The 15,400-nt window shown below is 73.5% G+C and carries 13 protein-coding genes; 7 read left to right on the forward strand and 6 right to left on the reverse strand.

Annotated elements, in window-relative coordinates:
- Positions 1–15 precede the first annotated feature (15 nt).
- On the forward strand, positions 16–2,997 hold the full coding sequence (secA, locus tag RBL05_RS16100) for a preprotein translocase subunit SecA (RefSeq protein WP_308738634.1): 2,982 nt from the start codon (positions 16–18) through the stop codon (positions 2,995–2,997).
- Positions 2,998–3,066: 69 nt separating this feature from the next.
- Here the strand turns inward: secA and RBL05_RS16105 are convergent, their stop codons facing one another.
- Positions 3,067–4,599, reverse strand: coding sequence for an Rv3235 family protein (locus tag RBL05_RS16105; protein ID WP_308738633.1), 1,533 nt, complete (start codon positions 4,597–4,599; stop codon positions 3,067–3,069).
- Between the two features lie 324 nt (positions 4,600–4,923).
- Here RBL05_RS16105 and RBL05_RS16110 point away from each other — a divergent pair, with 324 nt between their 5' ends.
- Positions 4,924–5,469, forward strand: a complete 546-nt coding sequence (locus RBL05_RS16110) for a hypothetical protein (RefSeq protein ID WP_308738632.1) — start codon at positions 4,924–4,926, stop codon at positions 5,467–5,469.
- 113 nt (positions 5,470–5,582) lie between these two features.
- Here the strand turns inward: RBL05_RS16110 and RBL05_RS16115 are convergent, their stop codons facing one another.
- The gene (locus RBL05_RS16115; protein ID WP_070500187.1) at positions 5,583–5,822 is read right to left on the reverse strand and encodes a helix-turn-helix domain-containing protein; all 240 of its coding nucleotides are present in this window, start codon (positions 5,820–5,822) and stop codon (positions 5,583–5,585) included.
- Between the two features lie 233 nt (positions 5,823–6,055).
- Here RBL05_RS16115 and RBL05_RS16120 point away from each other — a divergent pair, with 233 nt between their 5' ends.
- From RBL05_RS16120 to RBL05_RS16130, 3 genes are read left to right on the forward strand one after another with little or no spacing between them, the layout of a single operon-like run.
- Positions 6,056–6,676: an SAF domain-containing protein gene (locus RBL05_RS16120; RefSeq protein WP_318604322.1), complete on the forward strand. Its 621-nt coding sequence runs from the start codon at positions 6,056–6,058 to the stop codon at positions 6,674–6,676.
- Positions 6,673–7,947, forward strand: a complete 1,275-nt coding sequence (locus RBL05_RS16125; protein WP_308738629.1) for an AAA family ATPase — start codon at positions 6,673–6,675, stop codon at positions 7,945–7,947. Before RBL05_RS16120 ends, RBL05_RS16125 begins: the two co-directional genes overlap by 4 nt.
- 12 nt (positions 7,948–7,959) lie before the next feature.
- On the forward strand, positions 7,960–8,406 hold the full coding sequence (locus RBL05_RS16130) for a DUF6912 family protein (protein WP_308738628.1): 447 nt from the start codon (positions 7,960–7,962) through the stop codon (positions 8,404–8,406).
- Between the two features lie 10 nt (positions 8,407–8,416).
- Here RBL05_RS16130 and RBL05_RS16135 read toward each other — a convergent pair whose 3' ends face one another.
- Entirely contained in the window at positions 8,417–8,923 is a 507-nt protein-coding gene (locus tag RBL05_RS16135) for a DUF2505 domain-containing protein (RefSeq protein ID WP_308738627.1), read from the reverse strand.
- Positions 8,924–9,017: 94 nt separating this feature from the next.
- Between RBL05_RS16135 and RBL05_RS16140 the strand changes: the two genes are divergently transcribed.
- A complete protein-coding gene (locus RBL05_RS16140) occupies positions 9,018–10,529 on the forward strand; it encodes a sensor histidine kinase (RefSeq protein ID WP_308738626.1) in 1,512 nt (503 codons plus the stop codon).
- Positions 10,530–10,685: 156 nt separating this feature from the next.
- Here RBL05_RS16140 and RBL05_RS16145 read toward each other — a convergent pair whose 3' ends face one another.
- Positions 10,686–10,934: a WhiB family transcriptional regulator gene (locus RBL05_RS16145; RefSeq protein WP_010549779.1), complete on the reverse strand. Its 249-nt coding sequence runs from the start codon at positions 10,932–10,934 to the stop codon at positions 10,686–10,688.
- 340 nt (positions 10,935–11,274) lie between these two features.
- On the opposite strand from RBL05_RS16145, the gene RBL05_RS16150 reads away from it, so the two are divergent.
- Complete coding sequence (locus RBL05_RS16150) at positions 11,275–11,694, forward strand: hypothetical protein (protein ID WP_010549778.1); 420 nt, start codon at positions 11,275–11,277, stop codon at positions 11,692–11,694.
- Between the two features lie 204 nt (positions 11,695–11,898).
- Here the strand turns inward: RBL05_RS16150 and RBL05_RS16155 are convergent, their stop codons facing one another.
- On the reverse strand, positions 11,899–14,427 hold the full coding sequence (locus tag RBL05_RS16155) for an ABC transporter permease (protein WP_308738625.1): 2,529 nt from the start codon (positions 14,425–14,427) through the stop codon (positions 11,899–11,901).
- Positions 14,427–15,206, reverse strand: coding sequence for an ABC transporter ATP-binding protein (locus tag RBL05_RS16160; RefSeq protein ID WP_308738624.1), 780 nt, complete (start codon positions 15,204–15,206; stop codon positions 14,427–14,429). Before RBL05_RS16160 ends, RBL05_RS16155 begins: the two co-directional genes overlap by 1 nt.
- Positions 15,207–15,400 lie beyond the last annotated feature (194 nt).

Genomic DNA, 15,400 nt, shown 5'->3' on the forward strand with positions numbered 1-15,400 from the left:
TACGGGAGCACACGAGTGGCCAACCTCTTCGACAAGATCCTGCGCGCCGGCGAAGGCCGGGAGGTCCGCAGGCTCGAATCCATCGCGAAGCGCGTGGGCGAGGCGGAGGACGTCTTCTCGGAGCTCAGCGATGACGAGCTGCGCGCCGAGACCGACCACTTCAAGCAGCGCCTCGAGGACGGCGAGAGCCTCGACGACATCCAGGTCGAGGCGTTCGCGGCCGTGCGCGAGGCCGCGCACCGCACCCTCGGCCAGCGCCCCTACGATGTGCAGATCATGGGCGGCGCCGCCCTGCACCGCGGCCGCATCGCCGAGATGAAGACCGGTGAGGGCAAGACCCTCGTCGCGACCCTCCCCGCCTACCTCAACGCGCTCGCCGGCAAGGGCGTGCACGTCGTGACGGTCAATGACTACCTCGCCGGGTACCAGAGCGACCTGATGGGCCGCGTCTTCCGCACCCTGGGCCTGACCACCGGCGTGATCAAGTCCGGGATGACCCCGGCGGAGCGCCGCGAGCAGTACGCCGCCGACATCACCTACGGCACGAACAACGAGTTCGGCTTCGACTACCTGCGCGACAACATGACCCTCTCCCCGGAGGAGCGGGTCCAGCGCGGCCACTTCTTCGCGATCGTCGACGAGGTCGACTCGATCCTCATCGACGAGGCCCGCACCCCGCTGATCATCTCCGGCCCCGGCTCCGGGGACGCGAACAAGTGGTTCAGCGAGTTCGCGAAGGTCGTCACCCACCTGCGCCGCGACCGGGACTACGAGGTCGACGAGAAGAAGCGCACCGTCGGCGTGCTCGAGTCGGGGATCGACGAGGTCGAGGACCACCTCGGCATCGACAACCTCTACGAGTCGCTGAACACCCCGCTGATCGGCTTCCTGAACAACGCCATCAAGGCCAAGGAGCTGTTCAAGCGCGACAAGGACTACGTGGTCCTCAACGGCGAGGTGATGATCGTCGACGAGCACACCGGGCGCATCCTCGCCGGCCGCCGCTACAACGAGGGCATGCACCAGGCCATCGAGGCGAAGGAGGGGGTGAAGATCAAGGCGGAGAACCAGACCCTCGCCACGATCACCCTCCAGAACTACTTCAAGCTCTACGAGAAGCTCTCGGGCATGACCGGCACGGCCGAGACCGAGGCCGCCGAGTTCATGAACACCTACAAGCTCGGGGTGGTCCCGATCCCCACGCACCGCCCGATGCAGCGCGTGGACCAGGCCGACCGCATCTACCGCACCGAGAAGGCGAAGTTCGACGCGGTCGTCGAGGACATCGTCGAGCGGCACGAGAAGGGCCAGCCCGTCCTCGTGGGCACCACCAGCGTGGAGAAGTCCGAGTACCTCTCGAAGCTGCTGAACGCCCAGGGCGTCGCCCACGAGGTGCTCAACGCCAAGAACCACGCCGGCGAGGCGGCGATCGTCGCGATGGCCGGCGCCAAGGGCGCGGTCACCGTCGCGACCAACATGGCCGGCCGCGGCACCGACATCATGCTCGGCGGCAACGTCGAGTTCATGGCGCATGCCGAGCTCGAGAAGCGCGGCCTGGACGCCGAGGAGGACCCGGAGGCCTACGAGGCCGCCTGGGACGAGGAGATCGAGCGCGCGAAGCAGGCCGTCGCCGAGCAGCACGACGAGGTCGTCGAGCTCGGCGGTCTGTACGTGCTGGGCACCGAGCGGCACGAGTCGCGCCGCATCGACAACCAGCTGCGCGGCCGCTCCGGCCGACAGGGCGACCCGGGTGAGTCCCGCTTCTACCTCTCGCTCCAGGACGACCTGATGCGCCTGTTCAACTCCGGCGCTGCCGAGTCGCTGCTCGCCCGCGGCGGCGTGGACGAGTCGATCCCGCTGACGGGGCGGATGGTCTCCGGCGCGATCCAGCGCGCGCAGAACTCGATCGAGTCCCGCAACGCCGAGATCCGCAAGAACGTCCTGAAGTACGACGACGTCCTGACCAAGCAGCGCAAGAAGTTCTACGAGGAGCGTGCGCGCATCCTCGAGGGCGAGGAGCTCGATGCGCACATCGAGCGCTTCATCGAGGAGGTCATCGGCGGCACCGTCGACGCGCACACCGCCGGCAAGCCCGGCGAGGACGTCGACCTCGAGGAGCTGTGGGGCGCGCTGCGTGCGGCCTATCCCGTCTCCCTCACCCCGCAGGACGTCATCGACGAGGTGGGCGGCAAGGAGAACCTCGAGGCGAGCGAGCTCAAGCAGGAGATCCTCGCCGATGCGAAGGTCGCCTATGAGAAGCGCGAGGAGGAGCTCGGCGAGGAGGGGCTGCACCAGCTCCAGCGACGTGTACTGCTGTCGGTGATGGACCGCCGCTGGCGCGAGCACCTCTACGAGATGGACTACCTCAAGGAGGGCATCGGACTGCGCGCCATGGCCCAGCGCGACCCGCTCATCGAGTACGAGCGCGAGGGCCACCTCATGTTCAACGACATGATGGCCGGGGTGAAGGAGGACGTGGTCGGCTACGTCTACAACCTCGAGGTCCAGGTCGAGAAGGCCAAGCCCGTCGTCCCCCAGGCCGTCTCGGACCTGCTGCTCCGGACCGGCGCCAAAGCCGCGGCCGCCGTCGAGGCCGGTGCCGGCGCGAAGGCCGGGGCGGAGCCTGCGTCGGCGGCGACGGGGGAGAAGGACGCGGACGCCGAGGCGACCGCCTCCGAGCACGCCGGCTCCGAGGCCACTGCCTCCGCCGAGGCGGACGGCGCGGAGGCCGAGGACCAGCTGAAGGCGGAGAGCTCCGTGGTGCTGCGCGCCAAGGGGCTCGATGACGGGCCGAACGAGCGCCAGCTGCGCTACAGCTCCGCCGAGGGCAGCGACGTCCAGGATTCCGGCACGCTCACCCGCGCTCAGCGCCGTCGCCGTGCGCGCGGCGATGACGGGACCGCTGCGAACACGGTCTCGGACAAGCCCGAGGGCGCTCCGCAGGGCGACGGCCTGAACCGGGCGCAGCGCCGCTCGGGCCGCCGCCGCAAGGGCTGATCGCGCCGACGTCGTACGGAAGAGCCCCGGGCCACGTGGCGCGGGGCTCTTCTCCTCCGATCTCGGGTCTCAGCCGATCTCGAGGACGGTCACCCTCCATCCGGAGTGCCGCAGCTCCCAGCGCATGGCGAGGAAGCGGGCACGGTCCGGCTCGCGCAGCACGCAGCTGGCCTCGACCGTGCGCTCGTTGACCACGCAGGTGCGCACGCCCGTGACCTGCAGCTGCCGGGGCGGGGCGTATCCCGTCGAGGCCCGCAGACGGCGGGTCAGCGCCGCCCGACGCGACAGGACCTGCGCGATCTCGGGCGTGACCAGCCGCGACAGCGCGTTCGTCGGCCGCATGTCCCGGATGATCTCGACGGCCCGGCGCGCCACCGGTGCGACCATCTGCTCCACGATCAGAGGATCCTCGGGTGCTCGGGAGGCGGCCCGGAGGGCGGCGTCGGCGGGGCGCTGATCGGTGGTGCTCGATGACCGGGCCTCCTCGTCGAGGGAGGCCGGCACGGTGAGCACCTGGCCGGGGACCAGCAGATCGGGATCCTCGCCGATCACGTCACGGTTCTGCTCGTGCAGCAGGGGCCAGGCATCCGCCAGCAGCGCGGGATCGTCCTGTCCGGGGCCGAGCACGTCGTCGGTCAGCGACCACAGCGTGTCGCCCTTCTGGACGACCACGGTCCTCGGCGGCGGTGCGTCTGCATCGCCCCCTGCGTCGCCCGCGGCCTCGTCGTCGCCTGCGGACGGCTGAGTGCTCCCGGTCGCCGACGGGGTCGAGCCCGCGGCGGCCGGCTCGTCGGGGGAGTCCTGCGCCTGGCCCTCCGGGGTGTCCGATGCCTCCGAGCCGTCCGGGGAACCTGTCCCGTCGGGGGTCTCGGAGCTGTCCGGGGATGCCTCGTCGGCGGGGCTCTCGGAGTGCGGCGACTCCTGCGCCCGCTCGGGCGCTTCGGTTCCCTCGGCTCCCGTCTCCTGCGGCGTGCCCTCGCCGGAGGGCTGCCCGGGCGCGGTCGTCGGCGACTCGTCGCCCTCCCCGTCGGGGGCGGGGCCCGTCGCCGGCTCCTCGGCGGTGGTCGCGGGATCCTCGCCCCAGCCGAGGGAGGGGAGGGGCTCCCCGGCTCCGGCCTCCTGGGGCGCCTCGGGCCCCGGCGTGGCCGGCTCATCACCGGGGAGCTCCTGCGAGGTCTGGGACATGGCCGGGGCGCTCTCCTCGAGCTGGAGCTGCTCGCTGGCCAGCGCCGGACCGAGCACCAGCCCGGTGGTGGCGGTGGCGACCGCGGCGCCCATGCTCACGCGACGGGCGAGGCGCGGGGCCAGCACCCGCAGGGCCGGCAGCAGCATGCGGCCGGTCCGCCCCGCGGGGCCGGCCAGGAGGACCGCGGCGGCGAGCCCCCAGATCAGCGCGAGGTACAGGCACAGCAGTGCCCCCGCGCCGGCCAGCCCCACGAGCACCCAGCCGATCAGCTGCTCCTCGCCGTGAGCGCTGCCAGCGGTGCTCCCTAGCGTCCTCGCCGCCTGGGTCATCGCGACCGCACCTCCGGCGGCGGCGACGGCGCCCAGCGACGAGGCCCCCGCTCCCTGTGCTGCCTGCTCCCGTGCCAGGTCCCCCATGGCCTTCCCCTCGCCTCATGCTCCGCGGCGTCGGTCTCCCCGTGCGCCGTTCATCCCGATGATGTCGTTTGATGCAGTTTGATGCGACTGGATCGCATATGAGGAAAGGTAGCCCGATGTGATGCAGGCCGCAACTGTTCGAGGTGGCGGTGTTGATCCGGGCCGGCTGTGGAGGGGAGGTCGCGCCTTCCGGAGGACGCGCCCCGGTCCCGGTGGGACGATCCCGGTCCCGGCGGACCGGTCCGCGTCCCCGCCCGGACGAGTCCTCGTCCCCGATGTGCCGTCCGGGCCCGGCCGTCGCTCGGCGCGCCCTACAGTGGGCCCATGCGCTTCGAGAGGATCTTCGAGGACCTCGAGGGACGGTTCGAGCACCACGAGCAGGAGGAGCTGCGGGCCGTCTCCGAGGATCTCGCGCGTGCCGAGCGCGCCCAGCTGACCCTGGCCGACCGGCTCCGCGGTGCGGGCCGGCGCGAGCTCACCCTGCACGTCGGATCGGGGCTGCGCCTGGCGGGGGCCGTGGAGGAGGTCGGCGCCGAGTGGGTCGCGCTGCGCGAGACCCGCACCGCTCAGCGCGCCGTGGTGCCGCTCGCCGCGATCGGCATCGTGGAGGGCCTCTCCTCGCGGGCCCGGCCGGCGGAGGAGTCGCTGCGCTCGCCGCTGGGGCTGGGGTCGGTGCTGCGCGAGATCGCACGGGACCGCAGCGTCGTGCGCCTGGAGACGACCGCGGGCACCGTGCTCGGCAGGATCGCCGGTGTCGGCGCGGATGCGCTGGACGTGCTGTCGCTGCCGACGGGCGAGTCCAGCAGCGTGCCCGGCTCCGCCCGGCTCACGGTGACCATGTCGTCCCTGCTCGCGGTGCTGCCGCGCTGAGCGGACCCGGTGCGGCGTCGGCCCGGGCGGACGGGTGCGGCACGGTGGAGGACTGGCGGCCGGGGAACGTCCTGAGCCGGCTCAGGAGCGGTCGTCGGCCACTGCCCGGACGGTCAGGGGCGGCCCTCGGACGCGTCGCGCTCGAGTGCGCGCTCCTCCTCGAGCAGCGCCTCCGTGCGCCGGTAGCTCCGCTCGATGTAGGACTCGAGCTCTGTGACCTCGACCCGCCACTGGCCTCGGCCGCCCACCTTGATCGCGCGCAGCTCGCCGGAGCGCACGAGGGCGTACGCCTGCGAGGCCGAGATCGACAGCGTCTCCGCGACATCGGAGAGCGGGACGAAGCGTGGCGGCATCGACGATCCTTCCGGTCCGGGACGAGCGGGTCGGCCCAGTCTCTCATCCCCGAGCCGGCAGGCGGCGGGAGCTGTGGACGAACGCGCCGGGCCGGTTGTCCACAGTCGGGGCGGACCGCCCCCATCGAGGCCCCGACTGCCGTAATCTCCCGGAAGGCGCGCCGCGAGCGTGCCGAGAACCAGGGGACGGACGAGGGGGACGGGGGACAGCTGTGGGGGCCACTGCACCGGTGATGAGGCTGCGCGCGCCGAGATGGAAGGATCCTCGGCTGATCGTCGGGATCGTGCTCGTGCTGGCGAGCGTGCTGATGGGGGCGCTGCTCGTCTCCCGGCTGTCCGCCACGACGTCCGTGCTCGTGGCGCGCGGTCCGATCGTGCCGGGCGATCCGCTGGAGAGCGCTGACCTCGCCACCGTCGAGCTCCGGCTCGGTGACCACCGCGAGCAGTACGTCGGGACCCTCGAGGCGATCCCCGAGGGCGCGGTCGCCACGCAGACCGTCCAGGCGGGGGAGCTGGTCCCCGTCTCCGCGGTGGGGCAGAGCCAGGACGTGCCGCTGCGACCCGTGGTGATCCCGGTGGAGGCGACGGTCGCCGAGTCCGTGGTGCCGGGCGCCTCCGTCGAGCTGTGGCACACCTCGCCGTCGGTCGACGACGGCGGCACCGGCGAGGCCGAGCTGCTCGTGCCCGACGCCGTGGTGCGCCGCATCGACGAAGGGAGCTCGCTGGGAATGCGCTCGATGTCGGTGGAGGTCCTCGTGCCGGCCGACGACCTCGCCTCGGTGCTCGAGGTCCTCTCCCAGGACGAGCGCCTCGACGTGATCGGGGTGCCCGGCGCCCACGGGGTCACGCCGTGATCGACATCGTCCTGTGCGCCTCAGGCAGCGACGAGGTCCGCATCGTCCACGACCTCGCGATGGACCGCTCCCGTCCCGCGCGCGTCGTGCGCCGCTGTGCGGATCTCACCGAGACCCTCGCGGTCGTCTCCGCGGGCATAGGGGACGTGGTCCTCGTGGACCTCTCCGTGCGAGGGCTCAGCCGCGATGCCGTCGCGACGATGCTCCGCGGCGCCGCGGTGATCGGGCTGCGCTCCCGCGAGGAGTCCGAGGCCACCACCGTGGGCCTGCGCTACGTGCTGAGCTCCGATGCCCCGATCGACGAGATCCTCGCCACGGTCACCGCCGCGGTCTCCGGCGGGGAGGAGCACGACGACTGGGTGCAGGAGGCGGCCGCGGAGCCGGCGCAGGAGGCGGGACGCCTGGTCGCCGTGTGGGGGCCGACCGGCGCCCCGGGGCGCTCGACGATCGCGGCGAACCTCGCCGCGGAGACCGCCCTGGCCGGGCACGGCACGGTCCTCGTGGACGCCGACACCTACGGCCCCTCCCTGAGCCAGCTCCTCGGCGTGCTCGACGAGGCGCCCGGACTGGTCGCCGCCGCCCGCGCCCACGACCGCGACGCCCTCACCGAGGAGACCCTCGACGCGCTCCTGCCCGTCGTGCAGCCCCACCTGCGCCTGCTCTCCGGCATCGGCGTGCCCGGCCGGTGGGCGGAGCTGCGGCGCGGGGCGATGGACGGGGTGTGGAACGCGCTGCGTCGCCGCGGCGAGACCGTCATCGCCGACATCGGCCCCGTGCTGGAGGAGGACGAGGAGCTCAGCTACGACACCGCCGCGCCGCAGCGGAACTCCGCCGCCCTCAGCACGCTCGAGGCCGCCGACGCGGTGATCGCCGTGGTCGGTGCCGATCCCGTGAGCATCACTCGGCTGCTGCGGGACCACAGCCGCCTCGAGGAGCTCGGCGTGCAGGAGCTGCACGTCATCGTCAACCGGGTCGGTGCGCCGGTCCCCGGCGACCGGCTGCGCGACCTGATCGCCTCCCGCATGCAGGTCGACTCCCTGCACCTGCTGCCCGACGACCCCGTCGCCTGCCGCACTGCCGTGTGGGACGGCGCGCTGCTCAGCGAGGCCGCGCCCCGCTCGCCCCTGCGCCGCGGGCTGCGCGACATCGCCGCCTCGATGCTCGTCCCCGCCGCCGAGGAGGACGGAGCCGGCGGAGAGCCGGAGGCGGGAGCATCCCCGGCACCGGCGCGCGGATGGAGGGAGCGCGTGCTCGAGCGTGCCCGCCGGTGAGAGGATGACGGCATGAGGATCTACCTGCCGCTGACCGCAACGGATCGTGCCTCCCTCGAGCTCGCGAGCACTCGCCTCGAGCTCCCGGCGGGACGTGCGGCCTGGGCCGTCACCGCGTCGGCCGAGAGGGACTTCCCCGGCGAGGATCTCGAGGACCTCGAGTACGAGGCGCTGCAGGACGCCGTCCACGTCGCCTACGGCGCCGGATCCCCGACGCAGCGCGCGATGGTGATCGCCCTGGACGTGCCGGATGCGGCGATCGGCGACGCCGACGACGGAGGAGCCTTCGGCGTCCTCCTGGGCGCCCCCGCCTCGGCGCGGATCGCGAGCTTCCACGTCACCGAGCTCGACGCCGCCGCGGCCGAGGCCGACGACACCGACCCCGCCCTGCTGTGGTTCGACGTCGTCGAGGCGCGCGAGGCCCTCGCCTATCTCGACGGGGCCGAGGCCGCCGGCTGAACGCCCTGCCTCAGGCGCCCGAGCGGTCCCGGTAGGCCGCGGCGGAGCGCTCCTCGGCCCGCAGCACCGTGGACACGTACGGCACGGCGGCCTTCTCGATCTTGGACCCCAGCAGCGGAACCTTCGCCACCAGGTCCCCGTCGATCTCGACGTCGCTGCGCGCCTGGTCCAGGGGCGCGAGGCGCAGCGTCCCCGTCAGGCCGGCAGGGGTCCCCACCACGTCCAGGCGCATCGTGCCGGTGCGGGAGCCGTCGGGCTCGGGACCGGACCAGGACTGGACCTCCTTCACCGTCACGGAGGCGCCCACGAAGGGGCGGACGATGTCCGGGACCCGGTCCGTGGGCAGCACCAGCTCGGTGGTGACCGTGAACGCCCCGGCGGGATCGCCCTCGATGTGCGAGGACGCCTCGTTCGCACCGAGCGTCTCCCGGCGGATCGCCGCGTACTCGGGGTCGGCGTACATCGCGGCGGCCGAACGGGCCGGAAGGGGCAGGTGCAGGGTCTCACGCAGCTTCATCGGGGTCCTTCCCTCGGGAGATGTCCGCGTCAGCCTAGAGCAGGCCGGGCGCGCGATTCGCGCTCACACCCGGGCCGACGCATATCCTGGGCCCATGCCGAGCCTGTCCAAGTTCCTCGCCGACAACCGTGCCCTCACCGAGAAGGAGGCGGACTGGCTCCAGCACCTCGTCGGGGACTGGAACCTCCTGTCCGATCTGCTGCGCTCCGACCTCGTGCTGTGGCTGGCGGAGGACGACGGCCCGCTCGCCGTCGCGCACTGCCGACCGGCGACCGGATCGACCGTCTACTACGAGGATCCCGTCGGTACCGTGCGCACCGTCGGGGTCGACGGCGCGGACGATGCCGAGGGCGCCGAGATCGCCCGGCTGCTCGCCGGGGGCGAGCCCTCCGAGGAGCCCACCCGGATCGAGCGCGAGGGCCGCAGCGCCACCGGCGTGATGGTCCCGGTCCGCAAGAACGGCCGCACCCTGGCCGTCCTCGCCGCCGAGGCGCCCGAGTCCGACAACGACCCGAGCGACAACGAGACCCACCAGCGCCGGCTCGGCGCGCGCCTGCTGACGATGCTCCAGCACGGCGCGTTCCCCATCGAGGGGGCACCGATCCCGCCCCGCCGCGGCGCGCCCCGCGTGGGCGACGGCGTCGTCGAGCTCGACGAGGCGGGAGTGGTGAAGTGGACCTCCCCGAACGCCCGCTCCGCCTTCCACCGCTTCGGGATCGCCGGCGACATGACCGGGACCACCCTCGCGGAGCTGTCCACCGAGGTGCTGCAGTCCCGCAGCCCCGTGGACGAGTCGCTGCCGCTGGTGCTGATGGGGCGGGCGGCCTGGCGCTCTGACATGCAGGCCCGCGGCGGCACCCTGTCCCTGCGGGCCGTGCCGCTGACCGATGCCGGCAAGCGCACCGGCGCCGTGATCCTGGTGCGCGACGTGACCGAGCTGCGGCGCCGGGAGCGGGAGCTGATCACCAAGGACGCGACGATCCGCGAGGTCCACCACCGGGTGAAGAACAACCTCCAGACCGTCGCGGCGCTGCTGCGGATGCAGTCGCGGCGGATGAAGACCGACGAGGCGAGGGAGGCCCTCGCCGAGGCGATGCGGCGCGTCTCCACGATCGCGCTCGTGCACGAGTCGCTGCTGCAGGGCTCGGAGGAGGCGGTCCACTTCGACGAGGTGATCGACCGGTGCCTGCGCCTCGCCGTCGACGCCGCGAGCGCGACCGTGCACCGGGCGGGCAGCCCGCGTCTGACCGACGGGCAGGTCGAGGTGCGCACGGAGAAGATCGGACGGGTCGGCACTATCCGCGCCGAGGAGGCGACGCCGCTCGCCCTGGTGGTGACCGAGCTGGCGACCAACGCGGTCGAGCACGGGCTCTCCGAGACCGGCGGGACGCTCACGATCCGCAGCGAGCGGACGGGATCCCATCTCGTGATCTGCATCGAGGACGACGGCAACGGCATGGGAGCGGCGAAGCCGACCGGCCTCGGCACGAACATCGCCCTCACGCTGGTGCAGGGGCAGCTCGGCGGCACGCTCACCTGGGAGGACCGAGGCGAGGGCGGGACCCGCGCGATCGTGGACGTCTACCTCGACCCGCTCACGATCTGAGGGGGAGGGACGGAGCCCCGGGGTGCTCGGCGAGGGCCCCGGGGGAGGCCGACGGCACTGCTGCGGAGGTGGCCCGCGGCGCAGGCCCGGGAGCTGCTCGCGGCACGGTCCCGGGGACGGCCTGCGGCGCAGCGGAGGCGCGCCGCAGGCGAGGGGTCAGCTGGCGCGGCGGGCGCGCGCGTTGCGTCGCTTGAGGGAGCGGCGCTCGTCCTCGGACAGGCCGCCCCAGACACCCGAGTCCTGACCGGACTCGAGGGCGAACTTGAGGCACGCCGTCATGACGTCGCACTTCTGGCACACCGCCTTCGCCTCCTGGATCTGCGTGATCGCCGGTCCGGTGTTCCCGATCGGGAAGAACAGCTCGGGATCATGGTTGAGGCACTCGGCACGGTGGCGCCAGTCCATCGTCACTCTCTCTTTCCAGGACGTCGCGCCCTGCCCCCGCAGGGGCGAGACGCGGCGAGGGTCGCTCCCTGTGGGGCGTTCTCGGGTTCTGCGGCCGTCGACGCTCGGCCGGGTGCGCTGTGCACCGGACGGCCTCGGCGGGACGAGCCGTTCTCCATTCTCTGCGGCTCCTGACGACCTCGACAAGAGCCTGGACCGCCGGGCCTGGTGGCACTTCCCACACCGTCGCGAGAAGTCGCGATCGGGAGGTGATGCCGGGCACGAAGCCGTTGCCACCAGGCGCTCGAGATGTCACGGGCGCTCGAGATCGCACAGGGATCGCGGCGGATACAGTGCCCCCATGCCCACCGCGCCCGACAGCACCCGTCCCGCCGACGCCGAGGACCCCGGTCCGCGCACCCGCCCGCGGGCCGCGCTGCTGCTCGGCGTCGAGACGCTCGTGCTGGCGGCCGCGGCCACGTTCTGCTTCGTGGCGGCCTCCGGCGGCGGGATGACGGCCCGACTCGGGGTGGGGCTGGGGATCTTCCTGCTGCTGTTCGCCGCGGGCACCGCCCTCGCCGCCCGCTCCGTGCTGGCCAAGGGCCGGTTCGGGATCGGCTTCGGGATCACCTGGCAGATGTTCCAGGCTCTGGTGGGGGCCAGCATGATCAGCTCCGGCATGGTCTGGCAGGGCGTGATCGCGCTGGTCCTCGCGATCGCGACCTTCGTGGTGCTCGCGCGGCTGGTGCGCTCCACGCCGCTGCCCTCCCGCCTGGACTGAGTCCCGCCGGGCCGCTCCCGCTCCGCCGCTCCTCGTCCGGGGCGCGCGGGCCCGTCCGGGGAGCAGCCGACTCGTGCCCGTCGAGCGCGCTGTGCGGGCGGATCCGCCTCCGACAGCGGTCGGGGCCCGTCGGACGGCGCTCGTCCGACGGGCCCCGCGGCGCTGAGCGCGTGCCCGCGCCGTCGGCCGTGTGCCCTCAGCGCCTCATTCCGCGGAGGCGAGGGCGGCGGCCGGGGCGGTGCGCGCGGCGGCGCGGCCCGGCAGGACCGAGGCCAGCGCCCCGGCGGCGAGGGCCAGCACCAGCACGATCACGAGGCGGTCCCAGGGGATCGTGATGGAGACCGGGTAGGTCGAGCCCAGCAGTGCGATGATCCCCAGCACGCCGTAGAGGGAGCCGATCAGCAGCCCCAGCACGGCGCCGACCGCGGCGAGCAGCACGCCCTCCCAGCCGAGCATCGCCCGCATCTGCCGGCGCGTCGTGCCCAGGGCGCGCAGCAGCGCGTTCTCCCCGGTGCGCTCGACCACGCCGAGGCTGAGCGTGTTGGCGACCCCGACCAGGGCGACGACCACGGCGACCGCGAGCAGCGCCACGGTGATGCCCAGCAGCACATCGAGGATCCGGGCGTAGGACTCCCGCTCGGCGCCGCCGGGATCGCTGCTCGCCCCCTCAAAGCCCTCCGAGGCGGAGAGCTCGTCGACCGAGGAGATCAGCTCGAACACATCGATCCCCTCGCGCTCGGCGGTGCCGGGATCGGCGAAGTCCGCGAGCACGACCGGGGTGGTCCCCTCCCCGAGGAGCTGCTCGAGCGTCGCCGGGGTCACCAGCGACATCTGCAGGTTCGCGTCCACCTGGACGCGCAGGTCGTGGCTCTGACCGTCGGCCCCCACGAGGGAGAGGACCTGGCCGTCGTGGACCCCGAAGCGCTCGGCCCGCTCCTGGCCGAGCAGCACGGTGCCGTCGGCGAGCTCGTCGGCCATCTCGGGACGGTGGGAGACCTCCCGAACCGTCTCCGGGGTCGCGGAGTACAGGGTCATCGGCTCGCCGGCGCCGACCTCGACGTCCCCGCGCTCCCCGGCGCGGGCGGCATCCATGCCCTCGATCGCGGCGACCTGCTCGGCGGCGTCCTCGGGCATCGCCTCCGCGGACAGGACCAGGTCGATCGGCCGACGGGAGTCGAGCTCCGAGGTCAGGGTCGCCTCCGCGGTGCGGGCGCCGACGGTCATCATCGTCATGAGCGTGGTGCCGATCAGGAGGGCCGCGATCGTCGCCGCGCTGCGGCGCGGATTGCGGGCCACGTTCGCCCCGGCGATCCGGGCGGGCAGCCCGCCCAGCAGCGCCCCCAGCCGGGCAGCGAGGGCCGCGAGGGGCCGGGTGAGCGTGACGAGCACGAGCATCACGCCGGTGAAGCTCAGCACCCCTCCGACGATCGCGGCGAGGATGCCGAGGGCGGCGACCCCGTTCAGGGCCAGCGCGGTCCCGCCGACGAGCGCGGCCACGCCGAGCACCACGGCCACCAGGCCCAGCACGCCCCGCACCCCGAGCCCGCGGGTGACGGCGGGCGGCTGCGGTCGCAGCGCCTGCAGCGGCGCGACCCGGGTGGCGGAGCGCATCGGGGCGAGGCTCGCGAGCACGGTGATCGCGACGCCCGCCAGCAGCGGCAGCAGCACCGACCACAGGCTCACCGGCACCGGGGCGACGCCGTTCAGCCAGCCGAGCCCGGCGGCGCCGGCGAGCGCGGCCTGGACCAGCAGGTGCCCGGCGACCACGCCGGCCGCCGCGCCGAGCAGCCCGACCAGCAGCGACTCGCGCAGCACCACGGAGCGGACCTGGGCGCGGGTCGCGCCGAGGGTGCGCAGCAGCGCGAGGGAGCGGGTGCGCTGCGCGAGCGTGACCGCGAAGGTGTTCGCGATGACGACGGCGCTGGTGAACAGCGCGATCACCACGAACACGCCGAGCATCATCCCGAGCGCGCCGAAGCCCTGCATGAAGTCGCTGGCCATCGCCTCCTCGGCCTCCTCGACGCCGCGCACGGTGATCCCCTCGGCGGCGGAGGCCGAGGCGGCCTCGGCCACCGCGGCGGGGTCCTCGCCGTCGGGGACCGTGGCGAGCCAGGTGTCCGTGGTCGTCCCGGCGGTCGGTCCGAGCAGGGCGGCGGCGTTGACGTCCTGGAGCATCAGGCGCGGGGTGCCGCCGAAGACCGCGCCGGCGGGGTCGGCGGCGATGCCGGAGACGGTGAGCGTCCGCTCCGCCTCCTGCGCGGGGTCCTCGCCCGTGGCCGGGCCGGAGCCCTGCACGGTGATCGGGTCGCCGACCCCCGCCTCGAGGGCGTCGGCGGCGGAGCGGGAGAGCACGATCTCGGACTCGGCACCGGCGGCGGAGCCCTCCTCGAGGGAGTCCTCCTGGCCGGGCGGGAGCATCGTGGCCTCGAAGAACCCGCTGCCGCTGGTCGAGCTCGCCTCGAGATAGCTGCGGGGCGCGGGCCACACGGCCTCGGCGCCCTCGACCTCGGGGGCCGGAAGCGGCTCCTGCGAGGCCCAGTCCTCATCGGACAGCTCGCGCTGGATCTCAAGGTCCGCGCCCTCGTACATCTGGGAGGCCTGGGAGCGCAGGGAGGCCTGCATCAGGTTCCCGGCCAGCACCATGATCGCGACGAAGGCGCAGGACAGGGCGATGGTGACGACCGCCGCGAGGTGGCGGCGCACCGGGGTCAGCTTCACGGTGGAGCGAGCCATCAGCGCTGCTCCTGCCCCTGAGGCGCGGAGCGCGCGGTGCGGGTCCCGCGCAGGTCCTCGTCGGAGGCGATCCGGCCGTCGGCGAGGGTGAGGATCCGGTCGGCGCGCTCGGCGGCGTCGCGCTCGTGGGTGACCATCACGACGGTCTGGCCGAACTCGTCCACCGAGAGGCGCAGAAAGTCCAGCACCTCCTCGGTGGTGCGGGAGTCGAGGTTGCCGGTCGGCTCGTCGGCGAAGACCACGGCCGGGGAGGTGACCAGCGCGCGGGAGATCGCCACGCGCTGGATCTGTCCGCCGGAGAGCTGGGAGGGCAGGTGGTCGAGCCGGTCCGCGATCCCGAAGGCGGAGGTGAGGGTGTCCAGCCAGGCGCGGTCCACGCGGGTCCCGGCCAGCTCGAGGGGGAGCAGGATGTTCTGCTCCGCGGTCAGCATCGGCAGCAGGTTGAACGACTGGAACACGAAGCCGATCCGCTCGCGGCGCAGACGGGTCAGCGCGTCGTCGCGCAGCGAGGTGATCTCGGTGCCCTCGAGCTCGATCGAGCCGGAGGTGACCTCGTCGAGGCCCGCGAGCACGTGCAGCAGCGTCGACTTGCCCGAGCCGGAGGGGCCCATGACCGCGGTGAAGGCGCCGCGGGCGATGTCGAGGTCCACGGCGTCCAGCGCCGTGACGGTGCCGGCGCCGCTGCCGTAGGTGCGGGTCACGGCGCGGGCGCGCAGCGCGACAGGGTCACCGGAGGTCTCGGTGGAGGGCGGGGGAGCGGCCTGGGCGGCGGTGGTCATCGGGAGTCCTTCGCAGCGGGGTCATGATGTCGATCCCGATGCTTCCCGAGCGCGGGCCCCGCGGTCGTCAGCCCCCGGTCGCGGCCTCGCGGACCGGGGGAGACCGAGGGGAGGGGAGGCCCTCATACCCAGGGATGACGCGGCCGCGACCGCCGGCCGTGCGGCGCGTGAGGGAGGGCACCGCGAGCCGGGGC

This window comes from Brachybacterium sp. GU-2 (assembly GCF_030866705.2).
Taxonomy (GTDB): domain Bacteria; phylum Actinomycetota; class Actinomycetes; order Actinomycetales; family Dermabacteraceae; genus Brachybacterium; species Brachybacterium conglomeratum.

Excerpts from the sequence above, each read along its gene's own strand:
- RBL05_RS16130 (WP_308738628.1), top strand. The coding sequence starts at position 7,960 with ATGAGGATCTACCTGCCGCTGACCGCAACGGATCGTGCCTCCCTCGAG.
- RBL05_RS16160 (WP_308738624.1), bottom strand. The coding sequence starts at position 15,206 with ATGACCACCGCCGCCCAGGCCGCTCCCCCGCCCTCCACCGAGACCTCC.
- RBL05_RS16140 (WP_308738626.1), top strand. The coding sequence starts at position 9,018 with ATGCCGAGCCTGTCCAAGTTCCTCGCCGACAACCGTGCCCTCACCGAG.
- RBL05_RS16150 (WP_010549778.1), top strand. The coding sequence starts at position 11,275 with ATGCCCACCGCGCCCGACAGCACCCGTCCCGCCGACGCCGAGGACCCC.
- RBL05_RS16145 (WP_010549779.1), bottom strand. The coding sequence starts at position 10,934 with ATGGACTGGCGCCACCGTGCCGAGTGCCTCAACCATGATCCCGAGCTG.
- RBL05_RS16120 (WP_318604322.1), top strand. The coding sequence starts at position 6,056 with ATGAGGCTGCGCGCGCCGAGATGGAAGGATCCTCGGCTGATCGTCGGG.
- RBL05_RS16135 (WP_308738627.1), bottom strand. The coding sequence starts at position 8,923 with ATGAAGCTGCGTGAGACCCTGCACCTGCCCCTTCCGGCCCGTTCGGCC.
- RBL05_RS16110 (WP_308738632.1), top strand. The coding sequence starts at position 4,924 with ATGCGCTTCGAGAGGATCTTCGAGGACCTCGAGGGACGGTTCGAGCAC.
- RBL05_RS16155 (WP_308738625.1), bottom strand. The coding sequence starts at position 14,427 with ATGGCTCGCTCCACCGTGAAGCTGACCCCGGTGCGCCGCCACCTCGCG.
- RBL05_RS16105 (WP_308738633.1), bottom strand. The coding sequence starts at position 4,599 with ATGGGGGACCTGGCACGGGAGCAGGCAGCACAGGGAGCGGGGGCCTCG.
- RBL05_RS16115 (WP_070500187.1), bottom strand. The coding sequence starts at position 5,822 with ATGCCGCCACGCTTCGTCCCGCTCTCCGATGTCGCGGAGACGCTGTCG.